This is a genomic window from Pseudomonas sp. F220, assembly GCF_057813935.1.
The window spans coordinates 1-13,540 of the sequence record NZ_JBVASJ010000001.1 but is presented as its reverse complement, the minus strand read 5'-3'; the positions used below and the strand labels follow the sequence as shown (position 1 = coordinate 13,540).

General features: G+C 57.8%; 12 protein-coding genes and 1 pseudogene. 5 read left to right on the top strand and 8 right to left on the bottom strand.

Features of this window, described 5'->3' with window-relative positions:
• Positions 1 to 35: 35 nt before the first annotated feature.
• Entirely contained in the window at positions 36 to 965 is a 930-nt protein-coding gene (locus ACZYSM_RS00065) for a LysR family transcriptional regulator (RefSeq protein ID WP_489067634.1), read from the top strand.
• A 131-nt stretch (positions 966 to 1,096) separates the two neighbouring features.
• A complete protein-coding gene (locus ACZYSM_RS00060; RefSeq protein ID WP_489067632.1) occupies positions 1,097 to 2,479 on the top strand; it encodes an MFS transporter in 1,383 nt (460 codons plus the stop codon).
• Between the two features lie 58 nt (positions 2,480 to 2,537).
• Here ACZYSM_RS00060 and ACZYSM_RS00055 read toward each other — a convergent pair whose 3' ends face one another.
• From ACZYSM_RS00055 to ACZYSM_RS00035, 5 genes and pseudogenes are all read right to left on the bottom strand, one after another.
• Positions 2,538 to 3,491 (bottom strand): adenosine deaminase, encoded by a 954-nt coding sequence (locus ACZYSM_RS00055; RefSeq protein WP_489067630.1) that lies wholly within the window; start codon positions 3,489 to 3,491, stop codon positions 2,538 to 2,540.
• 78 nt (positions 3,492 to 3,569) lie between these two features.
• Positions 3,570 to 3,725 (bottom strand): annotated as a pseudogene (locus ACZYSM_RS00050) (2OG-Fe(II) oxygenase); the annotation flags it as partial.
• 41 nt (positions 3,726 to 3,766) lie between these two features.
• A complete protein-coding gene (locus ACZYSM_RS00045) occupies positions 3,767 to 5,125 on the bottom strand; it encodes an 8-oxoguanine deaminase (protein ID WP_489067628.1) in 1,359 nt (452 codons plus the stop codon).
• A 143-nt stretch (positions 5,126 to 5,268) separates the two neighbouring features.
• Positions 5,269 to 5,955, bottom strand: a complete 687-nt coding sequence (locus ACZYSM_RS00040; protein ID WP_489067626.1) for an SDR family oxidoreductase — start codon at positions 5,953 to 5,955, stop codon at positions 5,269 to 5,271.
• A 25-nt stretch (positions 5,956 to 5,980) separates the two neighbouring features.
• Positions 5,981 to 6,331 carry a MerR family transcriptional regulator gene (locus ACZYSM_RS00035; RefSeq protein ID WP_489067624.1) on the bottom strand — a complete coding sequence of 117 codons (351 nt, stop codon included), beginning with the start codon at positions 6,329 to 6,331 and terminating at the stop codon, positions 5,981 to 5,983.
• A gap of 82 nt (positions 6,332 to 6,413) precedes the next feature.
• Here ACZYSM_RS00035 and ACZYSM_RS00030 point away from each other — a divergent pair, with 82 nt between their 5' ends.
• The gene (locus ACZYSM_RS00030) at positions 6,414 to 6,893 is read left to right on the top strand and encodes a hypothetical protein (protein ID WP_489067622.1); all 480 of its coding nucleotides are present in this window, start codon (positions 6,414 to 6,416) and stop codon (positions 6,891 to 6,893) included.
• A gap of 709 nt (positions 6,894 to 7,602) precedes the next feature.
• Here the strand turns inward: ACZYSM_RS00030 and ACZYSM_RS00025 are convergent.
• From ACZYSM_RS00025 to ACZYSM_RS00015, 3 genes are all read right to left on the bottom strand, one after another.
• A complete protein-coding gene (locus ACZYSM_RS00025) occupies positions 7,603 to 8,184 on the bottom strand; it encodes an IMPACT family protein (RefSeq protein WP_489067620.1) in 582 nt (193 codons plus the stop codon).
• 13 nt (positions 8,185 to 8,197) lie between these two features.
• Positions 8,198 to 8,860 carry a TetR/AcrR family transcriptional regulator gene (locus tag ACZYSM_RS00020; protein WP_489067618.1) on the bottom strand — a complete coding sequence of 221 codons (663 nt, stop codon included), beginning with the start codon at positions 8,858 to 8,860 and terminating at the stop codon, positions 8,198 to 8,200.
• Positions 8,861 to 8,962: 102 nt separating this feature from the next.
• Positions 8,963 to 9,883: a LysR family transcriptional regulator gene (locus ACZYSM_RS00015; RefSeq protein WP_489067615.1), complete on the bottom strand. Its 921-nt coding sequence runs from the start codon at positions 9,881 to 9,883 to the stop codon at positions 8,963 to 8,965.
• A 124-nt stretch (positions 9,884 to 10,007) separates the two neighbouring features.
• On the opposite strand from ACZYSM_RS00015, the gene aptA reads away from it, so the two are divergent.
• A complete protein-coding gene (gene aptA, locus ACZYSM_RS00010; protein WP_489067613.1) occupies positions 10,008 to 11,357 on the top strand; it encodes an omega-aminotransferase AptA in 1,350 nt (449 codons plus the stop codon).
• A 142-nt stretch (positions 11,358 to 11,499) separates the two neighbouring features.
• Positions 11,500 to 12,993 carry a CoA-acylating methylmalonate-semialdehyde dehydrogenase gene (locus ACZYSM_RS00005; RefSeq protein ID WP_489067611.1) on the top strand — a complete coding sequence of 498 codons (1,494 nt, stop codon included), beginning with the start codon at positions 11,500 to 11,502 and terminating at the stop codon, positions 12,991 to 12,993.
• Positions 12,994 to 13,540 lie beyond the last annotated feature (547 nt).

Genomic DNA, 13,540 nt, shown 5'->3' with positions numbered 1-13,540 from the left:
TCAATATTTTTTTGATAATCGGTCGGTGATTAACGATGTTGCGTTTCGATGACCTGCAGTTGTTCGTGCGCGCGGCAGACTTGGGCAGTTTGTCTGCAGCGGCACGGGTGATGGATATGTCGGCGGCGGTGGCCAGTGCCGCGTTGAAACGTATCGAGCAGCAATTGGGTGCCCGGCTGCTGGCACGTTCGACCCGCAGCCTGCGTCTGACGGCAGAGGGAGAAGGTTTTCTTGAATACGCCAGAGCCGCACTGAGCAACCTCGATGAGGGTCGTCGTTTGCTGGCCAGCGGGCAGGATCAGGTGAGCGGGATTCTGCAGCTGTCGGCACCTTCCGATTTCGGGCGCAACGTGTTGCTGCCCTGGCTGGATGAGTTCCAGCGTGAACACCCCAAACTCACGGTGCGCTTGCTGTTGGGAGACCGGATCGCCGACCTGTTCCGTCAGCCGGTGGATATCGCCCTGCGTTACGGTGAGCCGGAAGATTCAAGCCTTGTGGCGTTGCCAATTGCACCGCAGAACCGCCGAGTGTTGTGCGCCGCTCCCAGCTATCTGGCCCGGCATGGCGAGCCTCGGCAACTGGAGCAATTGGCCCAGCATAATTGCCTGTTGTTCATGCTCGGCAGCCGGGTTCACGATCACTGGAGTTTTCATGATGGCAAGCGCGAAGTGGGCCTGACCGTTAGCGGCGATCGCTTCAGTGACGATGCCGATGTGGTGCGTTTATGGGCCGTGGCGGGTGCGGGGATTGCCTACAAGTCCTGGCTCGATGTGGCCGCCGATGTACTCGCGGGACGCTTGCGAATACTGATGCCGGAATTGTTGTGTGAGCGTGCACCGCTGAATTTGTTGTGCGCCCATCGCGCGCAATTAAGTAAACCGGTGAACTTATTGCGTGAAATGATTAAGTCACGCTGTGAGACGTTATCCAGTCAATGCCCAACATTGTTTGTCTCTGGTGATTAACCGCCCATAAGACGTCTGTGTCCCTGGGTTTAAAGCGTCGTTAACAGATGCAGACAAGTCGCATCCAGCAACAAACCCGGTAAACGATCCCGCACACTCGATTCGAAGACTATCGGCTCGGGGGAGAGGGTATGGGGATTCAAGGATATAGCGCTGCTGAGCGTCTGGAACGGTTACCCATCAGTGGTTACCACCGAATTATTTTCATCATCATTGCCCTGGCGTTTTTCTTCGACTCCATGGACCTGGCAATGATGACCTTCCTGCTTGGCTCGATCAAAGCCGAGTTTGGACTGAGCACGGCACAGGCGGGGTTGCTGGCCAGTTCGAGCTTCTTCGGTATGGTTCTGGGGGCGTCCTTGTCCGGTATGTTGGCCGATCGTTTCGGTCGCAAGCCGGTGTTTCAGTGGAGCATCGTGTTGTGGGGACTGGCGAGTTACCTGTGCTCCACGGCGCAGACAATTGAGATGCTTACGCTGTTCCGTATCCTGCTGGGGATTGGCATGGGCATGGAATTTCCGATTGCCCAATCAATGCTCTCCGAGTTGATTCCAGCCAAGGGGCGGGGACGTTACATCGCGTTGATGGACGGCTTCTGGCCCATCGGGTTTGTAGCGGCGGGGATTCTTTCTTACTTCCTGTTACCCGTCGTTGGCTGGCGAGACATTTTTCTGGTGTTGGCGGTGCCAGCAGTATTTGTTCTGGCCATCCGGTTTTTCATTCCGGAGTCACCACGCTGGCTGGAACAGGCCGGGCATCATGACGCGGCAGACAAGGTATTGCTGCGCATCGAAGAGCGGGTTCGCGCCTCGTTGAATCGGCCCGATTTGCCTGAACCGATTCGTCTGCCACGCATCGCCATCCACCCCGTGACCTTCTTTTCGGCATTCCGAGAGCTGTGGTCGCCACTCTATCGGCAGCGCACGATGATGATCTGGAGCGTCTGGTTCTTTGCCTTGCTCGGTTTTTACGGTCTCACTTCCTGGCTCAGTGCGTTGCTGCAGCAGTCGGGTTTTGCCGTGACGCAGTCGGTGTATTACACCGTGCTGATCTCCCTTGGCGGGATCCCCGGCTTTTTGATGGCTGCGTGGCTGGTGGAGCGTTGGGGACGCAAGCCCGTGTGCATCGTCACGTTGCTCGGTGGTGGGATCATGGCCTTCTTTTACGGGCAGAGCGCCGTGTTCGGTGGCAATGTCAGCCTACTGATTGGCTCGGGTTTGCTGATGCAGTTCTTTCTGTTCGGTATGTGGGCAGTGCTTTATACCTACACACCTGAGCTGTATCCGACGTCGGCGCGGGCTACCGGATCAGGCTTCGCCTCGGCGATCGGGCGGATCGGATCGCTGCTCGGGCCTTTAGTGACCGGGTTGGTGTTCCCGATAACCGGGCAGGGCGGAGTATTTGCCTTGGGAGCTCTATGTTTTGCGATCGCCGCAGCGGTAGTCTGGCTGTTCGGGATGGAAACCCGGGGCAAGACGCTGGAGGAATTGAGCGGAGCAGTGACAGTCCGTTGAACACCGACACTGTGGGAAGGGCCGGGCGACGCTTCCCACATTGGATCCGCGGCGAACCTTATGGTTTAACGAGCCGCGCATCCAGACTGTTCTGGGCCAGGCGTTTGGCCTGATCCTGCGTCATACCAAGATGGGTATGCAGCGCGTGGAAGTTTTCGGTGACGTAACCGCCGAAGTACGCCGGATCATCCGAGTTCACCGTGACCTTAACGCCACGCTCAAGCATGTCGAGGATGTTGTGCTGCGACATGTCGTCGAACACACAAAGCTTGGTGTTGGACAGAGGGCATACGGTCAGCGGAATTTGCTCGTCGATAATCCGCTGCATCAGACGTTCATCTTCAATAGCGCGCACGCCATGGTCGATTCGCTGGACTTTCAGCAGGTCGATGGCCTCCCAGATGTACTCGGGCGGGCCTTCTTCACCGGCGTGGGCGACGGTCAGGAAACCTTCGTTGCGGGCGCGATCGAATACGCGCTGGAACTTGCTCGGTGGGTGTCCCATCTCCGAGCTGTCGAGGCCGACGGCAATAAACGCATCGCGAAATGGCAGCGCTTGATCAAGGGTTTTCTCGGCTTCTTCTTCACTCAAGTGACGCAGGAAACTGAGGATCAGGCCACTGGTGATACCCAGCTGCTGCTCGCCATCTTTCAGCGCGCTGGCGATCCCGTTGAGCACCACTTCAAATGGCACGCCACGGTCGGTGTGGGTCTGCGGGTCGAAGAACGGTTCGGTGTGAATCACGTTCTGCGCCTTGCAGCGCAGCAGGTAAGCCCAGGTCAGGTCATAGAAGTCCTGAGAGGTGCGCAGCACATCCGCGCCCCGGTAATACAGGTCGAGAAACTCTTGCAGGTTGTTGAAGGCGTAAGCCTTGCGCAGGGTTTCGACGTCGTCCCACGGCAGGGCGATCTTGTTGCGTTCAGCCTGGGCGAACAGCAGCTCAGGCTCCAGCGAGCCCTCCAGGTGAAGGTGCAGTTCGGCCTTGGGCAGGGCGTTCAGCCAGTCGTACATTATTGAATTCTCATCAGGTGCAATGACGGCATTCTACAGGTCGGTGCTGAAATATTTGGTAAAACCTGACCAGCCGGTTCATCCGATCGCTTCCTGTTCTCGCCGATAAGCGTAGGTGTCGGCAAAGCGCGACAGCAGGAGTTCGGCGCAGGTGATGGTCGGGTATTTCGCCGGGTGCTCACTTCCTGGCAACCGGGCAGGTTGACTAAAGGGATGATCCTGGACCGAGCGCGGAGACTGTGGAGAGGGGGCTTACCCCCTCGCCACAATGGTGATCAGACGCCGCCGATCAATTGCCTGGCCGCCTGACTGTGATCGGCAATCAGCCCCTTCAGATCCAGTCCTTCAACCTGGCCATCAATCACCCGCCATTTACCGCCAACCATCACCCGATCTGCCCGATCCGCGCCGCACAGGAGCAGCGCCGATAAAGGATCATGGCTGCCGGAAAAGCGCAGCTCATCGAGTTTGAACAACGCCAGATCCGCCTGCTTGCCCACTGCCAGTTCGCCGATATCGGTGCGCCCGAGCAGTTGCGCCGAACCGCGGGTGGCCCAGCCGAGCACCAACTCGGGGGTGATCTTTTCCGCGCCGTAGCGCAGGCGTTGCAGGTACAACGCCTGGCGGGTTTCGAGGATCATGTTCGACGCATCGTTGGAGGCCGAGCCGTCTACCCCCAAACCCAGCGGCGCACCCGCTGCGATCAAATCCAGGGTCGGGCAAATACCTGAAGCCAGACGCATATTGGAGCTAGGGCAATGGCAGATGCCGGTGCCAGCTGCGCCCAGACGGGCAATTTCATCGGGGTTGAAATGAATGCCATGGGCCAGCCAGGTGCGAGGTCCGAGCCAGCCAACGCTGTCCAGATAATCCACGGTGCGCAGGCCGAAGCGCTGCAGGCAGAAATCTTCTTCGTCGAGGGTTTCGGCGAGGTGAGTGTGCAGGCGCACGTCGAGCTTGTTGGCCAGCTCAGCACTGGCCGACATGATTTCCGGGGTGACGGAAAACGGCGAGCAGGGCGCCAAAGCAATCTGGATTTGCGCCCCGTCACCGCGTTCGTGGTACTCGGCGATCAGCCGCTGGCTGTCGGCGAGAATCACTTCACCTTGCTGTACGGTCTGCTGCGGTGGCAACCCGCCGTCGGCTTCGCCCAGACTCATCGAACCACGGGTGAGCATCGCGCGCATGCCCAGTTCGCGAACGCTTTCGACCTGCACATCAATGGCGTTTTCCAGGCCTTCGGGAAACAAGTAATGGTGATCGGCGGCCGTCGTGCAGCCGGACAGCAGCAGTTCGGCCAAAGCGACTTTGGTCGCCAGCGCCAACTTCTCCGGGGTCAGTCGAGCCCAGACTGGATACAGGGTTTTCAGCCACGGGAACAGCGGCTGATTGACCACTGGCGCCCAGGCGCGGGTCAGGGTTTGATAGAAGTGGTGATGGGTGTTGATCAGCCCGGGAAGAATCACATGCTCACGAGCATCGAAAACTTGCCCACAGGCAGTGGCCGGTTGTTGCCCGATACCGAGCACTTCGACGATCAAACCGTCTTGCAGCACCAAGCCGCCACGGGCATCGAGCGCGTTGGCAGTGAAAATGGCCAGGGGGTTTTTTAACCAGATACGGGTCGCAGGCATTGGCCGGCTCCTCTGAAAGTTGGGTTCAGGTTCGCCAGCTCAGTGTTGCCCTGTCTGCTGATCCAGGGTCGCCGGGGAGGGCGAAGTGCAGAGTTTACTCACATTCTTGGTCGGCTACATAGGGCCGCTGATCTACGGATGAATTACCAGGGAATCGTCTCGCCTCTGTAGTTCACAAAATGATGCCCGCCCTTACCGGCATAAGCATTCACCTGCTCGATCAACCCGCGGGTGCTGGTCTCGACATCGATGTCCGCACCTTCACCGCCCATATCGGTTTTCACCCAGCCCGGATGCAACGACAGTACGGTCATTTTCTGCTCGCCCAACTGAGTGACAAAGCTGTTGGTCATGGAGTTCAGTGCGGCTTTACTGGCCTTGTACAGCGCCAGTTCCGGGGCGTCAGGCATGGTCACGCTGCCGAGCACTGAACTCATGAACGCCAGCACACCGCTGTCCGGACGGATTTGTCCGACGAAGCGCTGGGCCAGATTGATCGGAGCCACGGCATTGATGAAGAACAACTGTCCGACCTCGGCGAGGGTTGCCTTGCCTGGCGTCTGATCGTCCGGTCCTTTGACGCCGGCGTTGACGAACAGCAGGTCGAAGACCTGGTCTTTAAGGCGTTGGCTCAGAGCGATGACGGCGTGCTGATCATCCATGTCCAGTTGCTCGATCTGCACTTTACCCAGTGCCTGCAAGGCCTCGGCTTTCTGCGGGTTGCGCACGGTGGCGGTGACTTGCCAGCCGTCGGCCAGCAAGCGTTTCACCAGCCCGAGGCCAAGGCCACGGGAGGCGCCGATGATGAGTGCGTTTTTTGCAGCGTTCATAAGTGGGTTCCTTGGGAAAAGAGGATCACGGTCTTAATGGACAACTCTGCTTGAGCCGTAGTTGCAATTCATGGCGCAGCTCGCCGAGTTCGGCAATGCGGGTTTCGATCAGGCTCAGTTTATCTTGCAGCAATTGGGTCACGGCGCTGTCAGGGTCTTTGGCCTGCCATAGAGCGGCCACGCTGCTGCCGATTTCGCCGAGGCTGAAACCCAAGCGCTGAGCGGTCTTGATGTAGAGCACCAGTTGCACCATCTCGGCCGGGTAGTCGCGGTAGCCGTTGGCACTGCGTTGCGCAGCGATTAATCCACGTTGCTCGTAAAAACGCAGCGTGTCGCGGCTGACGGCGCTGGCCTGGGCTAATTCACCGATACGCATCTTGAAGACTCTTTGAGGCTTGACCCTGGAGCATACTCCAGGCTTTAGCCTGCGTGCTCCTTGAATAAATGGAGACGCTTCAATGTGGACTGCAAGCCAATACCGTCAACTGGTCCGCGCGAGCGGCTGGTACGACCTGATCGTGACCGCCGCTTTCGTCACGCCCTGGAGTTTTGTGGTGTTACACGGGTTGCTGCTGAGTCTTTCTCAGGCATTCAATCTATCCGGCGAACTGCCGCCGTTCGAGCCGATGCACCTGTTGATGGCGAATCTGTTGGGCTCGATCGTTTGCGTCTGGTCGGTGCTACGGATTCGTGATCCGCAGCAAGCGTTCGGCCGCTATGACGCGGCCGGCCGGTTTTTGTTCGCAACGTGGCAGATCTACGCATTAACCCACGGCGCCAGCTCATTACTGGCGGTTTTCCTGTTCTTCGAACTGGCGTGGGGCGTTGCTCAACTCTTGCCAATCACACATCCCTCAGACGAACGAAGCCCCCGTAGCAGCTGGCGAAGCCTGCGTTCGGCTGCGTCATGTCCTGAGCCAGTCCGTCAAGCCAGTTGAATATCTGGTTCAAGACTCTGGAACAATTGAGTGATGGCTTGCGGCAGGTTCAGACTCATCTGCGCAATTGCAGTGGGGGTGTTTGATCAGGGATCGGCATGGGATTTGGCATGACAGACTAGGGACGATTGAAGTTATGCCTGTGGATAACGCAGATTCATGTCCAATTAGTCAGGAAAATCCGGAATCGTCGTTGTTCTGCCTGCGCCGGAACCTCTTTCGCAATATTTTGATCCCAGCCCCGGCACTGTTTCAGGGCAAGCTCGTTGGTAAGGCCCCGGTTTTGTCCGTATCAAACTGGTTAAAAAATGAACAGCCGACGGGAAGCGTTGCCACCTGTGCCACTGAGCCAGCCTTGCACGGGTTATCCACAGATTGCTCCACAGTATTTGTGCGCAAGCCAAAGGCATGGGCATAAGCACTGCGAGGCTTTCTTCTAAAGGTGATAAACCGCTCTAACTGATTGTTTTACGGCTAAATTAATCGGGTTGAAGGGAGATTGGATGAAAAATGAGCAACGGCCGCAAAGCCACGTTGCAGAAGGGGTTCAGGGGAATGTACTCAGGTTATCCACAGTCGGGTGCACAGCAGATGTGGGCAAGTTCCTCGGTGTATTGGAAACCGGGTCTGCTCCAAAAGATCGCAGCCTTCGGCGGAACGCGATCCATTGTAGGAGCTGGCGCAGCCTGCGATCTTTTGATCTTGTCTTTTATCGCTGCAACAAAATCCGCCCACGACTCAGGTCCGCCAGTTGGCTTTGCAAGGTTTCGATCTGCGCATCACCGACGGCCAGTTGCAGCTCCACCCCATTGGCGGTAAAAACTTCCTCCAGCATCAAGCCGCCGAGTTCCGCCACCCGCAGTTTGACCAGCGCCAATTCGCTGAAACCACAGGCGCAACGCAGCTGCACCCGGCTGATCAGCGCAATGCGATCGGCGGCTTGCAAGCACTTGTTGGCACTGCCGCCGTAGGCCCGAGCGAGGCCGCCGGTACCTAACTGGATGCCGCCGTACCAGCGAATCACCACCACCGCGACTTGATCACAATCCTGCGCTTCGATGGCCGCCAGAATCGGTCGCCCGGCGGTGCCGCCCGGTTCACCGTCGTCACTGCTGCGGTATTGATCGGCGAGTTTCCAGGCCCAGCAATTGTGCGAGGCATTCAAGTCGCTGTGCTGCTCGATGAACGCTTGCGCCTCGGCAGCGCTGCCGATCGGTGCCGCGAGGGCAATGAAGCGGCTTTTACGAATTTCTTCGCGATATTCGCAAAGGCCAGCGAGGGTAAAAGGCATGCGCAAGGATCTTTTAAAGGGTGGGCTTGAGGCCGCAGCCCTTGATAATGATACGGATCAGGTTATTACCAGCGTCTTCCATGTCCTGCTTGGTCAGCTTGGTGCGGCCTGTCACGCGGCAGATCTGTGTGGCGAAGTCGGCGTAGTGCTGAGTGCTGCCCCACAACAGGAAGATCAGGTGCACCGGATCGACCGGGTCCATCTTGCCGGCCTCGATCCAGGCCTGGAATACGCCTGCGCGGCCCTGGAACCAGGTGCGATAGTCCTGGCTGAAATACTCCGTCAGGCATTCGCCACCGCTGATGATCTCCATGGCGAAGATCCGTGAGGCTTGCGGTTGGCGGCGGGAGAACTCCATCTTGGCGCGGATGTAGCGTGTGAGCGCTTCGGCAGGATCGTCTTCGGCGGTCAGCGTGTTGAAGGCGCTGTCCCACAACTCGATGATGTTGCTCAGCACCGCTACATAAAGCCCAAGCTTGTTGGTGAAGTAGTAATGCAGATTGGCCTTGGGCAGCCCGGCATTCTGCGCAATGGTGTTCATGCTGGTGCCTTTGAATCCGTGACGAGCGAACTCATCTTCGGCGGCCTTTATGATCGCTTCTTCGTTCTTTTGACGAATTCGGCTGGCAGGTTTTCCGGAATGGGCACCGGCGTGGGCTGGGACTTCAAGGGTCATAGACGTTTCCGAGCAGTTCTGTGGGTGCAACCAATGCGTTGATAGCGCACCCACAAGAATCAGACAAGTCTTGTCACCATAAAAGCCTCGAAGCCGTTCGTTTTACCGCGTGGCCGCGAGGCTCTCGAGAAAGCTTTCCAGCACCAAATGAGGGCGACGCCCCTTGCGGGTGACCGACGCCAGGCTCAGGTCATAGAACCGCACCTTGGGTTTCAATGCGCGCAGTCGGCCTTGCTGCACCCAGAGGCTGGCGTAATGGTCCGGCAGATAACCGATATAGCGTCCGGTCAAAATCAGAAATGCCATGCCTTCCCGATCCGACGCGCTGGCGGTGCAATTGAGCGCCTGATAATGCGCCTGGATCTCGGAGGGCAAACGGAAGGTCGGCGCGATGGCGTCCTGACTGTTGAGGCGTTGGTCGTCCAGTTGTTTGTCATCGACATAAAACAACGGATGCCCGACCGCGCAGTAGAGCAGCGAACGCTCGCTGTACAACGGCTGGTATTCCAGGCCAGAGAGTGCGCTGGCTTGCGGCACAACACCGACATGTAGACGGCCGTCGAGTACACCTTGCTCTACTTCGTTGGGGGCGATCATGCGGATCTGGATCTGCACATCCGGCCCGCGCTCCTTCAATTGCGCAAGGGCATGGGTGATGCGCATGTGGGGGAGGGTGACCAGGTTATCGGTCAGACCGATGGTCAACTCGCCACGCAGGTGTTGGTGCAAGCCGTTGACCTCGGTGCGGAAGCTTTCCAGCGCACTTAATAGCTGCAAGGCCGATTGATAGACCTCACGCCCTTCCTCGGTCAGTGAAAACCCTGCGCGACCGCGTTGGCACAGACGCAGGCCGAGGCGTTGTTCAAGGTCACTCATCTGCTGGCTGATGGCTGAACGGCCGATCCCCAATACGGTTTCTGCAGCGGAGAAGCCTCCGCATTCGACCACGCTGCGAAATATGCGCAGCAGGCGGATATCAAAGTCACTGACTTGCGCCAGCGGATCGGGGCGACGGCTGCTCATAGTTTAGTGGTGACCTGACTGAAGGTTAGAAAAGTTGGATTTCACCGACTTTATCCCCGTGGCAATTTAGCTGCAAGAACGCTTTTGATCCCTACGCTGCTTTTTGTCTTGCGAGGTTTTGCTCATGAACTTGCCCGAAAACGCTCCGGTCTCCCTGGCCAGCCAACTCAAGCTTGATGCCCACTGGATGCCTTACACCGCCAACCGCAACTTTCAGCGCGACCCGCGTCTGATCGTCGCCGCAGAAGGCAGCTACCTGATCGACGACAAAGGTCGCAAGATCTATGACTCGCTGTCCGGTCTGTGGACCTGCGGCGCGGGGCATACCCGTAAGGAAATCCAGGAAGCCGTTTCGAAGCAGTTGGGCACCCTCGATTACTCGCCGGGCTTTCAGTACGGTCACCCACTGTCTTTCCAGTTGGCAGAGAAAATCACCGAGCTGACGCCGGGTAACCTGAATCACGTGTTCTTTACCGACTCCGGCTCCGAGTGCGCTGACACTGCGGTGAAGATGGTTCGCGCCTACTGGCGTCTGAAAGGTCAGGCGACCAAGACCAAAATGATCGGTCGTGCCCGTGGCTACCACGGGGTGAACATCGCGGGCACCAGCCTGGGTGGCGTTAACGGCAACCGCAAAATGTTCGGCCAGGCGATGATGGATGTCGACCATCTGCCGCACACCTTGCTGGCGAGCAATGCCTATTCCCGTGGCATGCCAGAGCTGGGCGGTATCGCTCTGGCTGATGAACTGCTCAAGCTGATTGAATTGCACGATGCGTCGAACATCGCCGCCGTGTTCGTCGAGCCGATGGCCGGTTCCGCCGGCGTGCTGGTTCCACCTCAGGGCTACCTCAAGCGTCTGCGCGAGATCTGTGATCAACACAACATTCTGCTGGTCTTCGATGAAGTCATCACTGGCTTTGGTCGCACCGGTTCGATGTTCGGTGCTGACAGCTTCGGCGTGACCCCGGACTTGATGTGCATCGCCAAGCAAGTCACCAACGGCGCGATTCCGATGGGCGCGGTGATTGCCAGCTCTGAGATTTATCAGACCTTCATGAATCAACCGACGCCGGAATACGCGGTGGAATTCCCCCACGGCTACACCTACTCGGCGCACCCGGTGGCTTGCGCGGCTGGTTTGGCTGCACTGGATCTGTTGCAAAAAGAAAACCTGGTGCAAAGCGTGGCTGAAGTCGCGCCGCATTTCGAGAATGCCTTACACGGTTTGAAGGGCTCGAAGAACGTCATCGACATCCGTAACTATGGCCTGGCCGGCGCGATCCAGATCGCCCCGCGTGACGGCGACGCCATCGTGCGTCCGTTCGAAGCCGGTATGGCGTTGTGGAAAGCAGGTTTCTACGTGCGCTTCGGCGGCGACACCCTGCAGTTCGGGCCAACCTTCAACAGCAAGCCGCAGGACCTTGATCGTCTGTTCGACGCGGTCGGCGAAGTGCTGAACAAGATCGACTGATCCAGCCTGTAGGAGCCGAGCTTGCTCGCGATGGTGGCCTCAAAGACGCCATCGCCGGCAAGCCGTGCACCTACAAAAAGCCATCTTTATTTAGCAGGTGCCCCATGTTAGGCGCCTGTGGACAACTTTTCAGGAGCCCCGCATGAGCCTTATCCAGCATTTGATCAACGGCGAAATGGTGACCGACAACGGTCGCAGCGCTGACGTGTTCAACCCGTCCACTGGCCAGTCTATTCACAAAGTGCCTCTGGCCAGCCGCGAAACCGTGCAAAAAGCCATCGACACCGCCAAGGCCGCATTCCCGGCGTGGCGCAACACGCCACCGGCCAAGCGTGCTCAGGTGATGTTCCGTTTCAAGCAATTGCTCGAGCAGAACGAAGCGCGCATCGCCCAGTTGATCAGCGAAGAGCACGGCAAGACTCTGGAGGACGCAGCCGGTGAATTGAAGCGCGGTATTGAGAACGTTGAGTACGCCTGCGCTGCTCCGGAAATCCTCAAGGGCGAGTACAGCCGTAACGTCGGCCCGAACATTGATGCCTGGTCCGACTTCCAGCCGTTGGGCGTGGTTGCCGGCATTACTCCATTCAACTTCCCGGCCATGGTTCCGCTGTGGATGTATCCATTGGCGATCGTGTGCGGTAACTGTTTCATCCTCAAGCCTTCCGAACGTGATCCAAGTTCAACTTTGCTGATCGCCCAATTGCTGCAGGAAGCCGGTTTGCCAAAGGGTGTGCTGAGCGTGGTGCACGGCGACAAGGGCGCGGTGGACGCGTTGATCGAAGCGCCAGAAGTTAAAGCGCTGAGTTTTGTCGGCTCGACACCCATCGCGGAGTACATCTATTCCGAAGCCACCAAGCGCGGCAAACGCGTGCAAGCCTTGGGCGGGGCGAAGAACCATGCGGTGCTGATGCCGGATGCGGACCTGGACAACGCGGTCAGTGCCTTGATGGGCGCAGCCTATGGTTCCTGCGGCGAGCGCTGCATGGCGATCTCGGTGGCCGTGTGTGTCGGCGATCAGGTGGCAGATGCATTGGTTGCCAAACTGGTGCCGCAAATCAAGGCGCTGAAAATCGGTGCAGGCACTTCCTGTGGTCTGGACATGGGGCCATTGGTCTCCGGTCAGGCTCGCGACAAAGTCAGTGGCTATATAGAAGACGGTGTTTCTTCCGGCGCTGAGTTGGTGGTCGATGGCCGTGGGCTGAGCGTAGCGGGTCATGAAGAGGGCTTCTTCCTCGGTGGTTGCCTGTTCGATCGCGTCACGCCAGAGATGCGCATCTATAAAGAAGAGATCTTCGGCCCGGTGTTGTGCATTGTGCGAGTGAACAGCCTTGAAGAGGCTATGCAGCTGATCAACGATCATGAGTACGGCAACGGCACCTGCATCTTTACCCGTGACGGTGAAGCGGCCCGGTTGTTCTGTGACGAGATCGAAGTCGGCATGGTGGGCGTCAACGTACCGCTGCCGGTGCCAGTGGCGTACCACAGTTTTGGCGGCTGGAAGCGTTCGCTGTTCGGCGACCTGCATGCTTATGGCCCGGATGGTGTGCGCTTCTATACTCGCCGCAAGGCGATTACCCAGCGCTGGCCGCAACGTGCCAGCCACGAAGCTTCGCAGTTCGCTTTCCCGAGCTTATAAGTAGAAGGGTAAAAGGCCGGTCCCTTGGGACCGGCCTTTGCTTTTCTGGGTCTTTTTGACTCATATGACAGAATTGTGAAGTTAGGGCTTGACGGCAGATTCTGTAAGTCTATAATTCGCCCCACTTCCGGCGCAGTCGAAACGGAAAACTCCTTGGAAAACAAAGAGTTACGCAGTTTTCGACAGCGGTTACGCTTCAGTTCATCGAGGTCCGAAGGAGTTGCTGGAGTCGTGTTGTTGGACTCCATTAACGGTTCGATCCACTCGGTCGAAAGCGGTGTAAAAGAGGTGTTGACAGCAGCGAGTAACGCTGTAGAATTCGCCTCCCGCTAACGAGTGATCGGAAGCGCCAAGTGGTTGAAGTTACAAAGGAAACTTTGAAAGCTTCGAAAAATAACCGCTTGACAGAGACAGAGGAAGGCGTAGAATGCGCGCCTCGGTTGAGACGAAAGATCTTAACCAACCGCTCTTTAACAACTGAATCAAGCAATTCGTGTGGGTGCTTGTGGAGTCAGACTGATAGTCAACAAGATTATCAGCATCACAA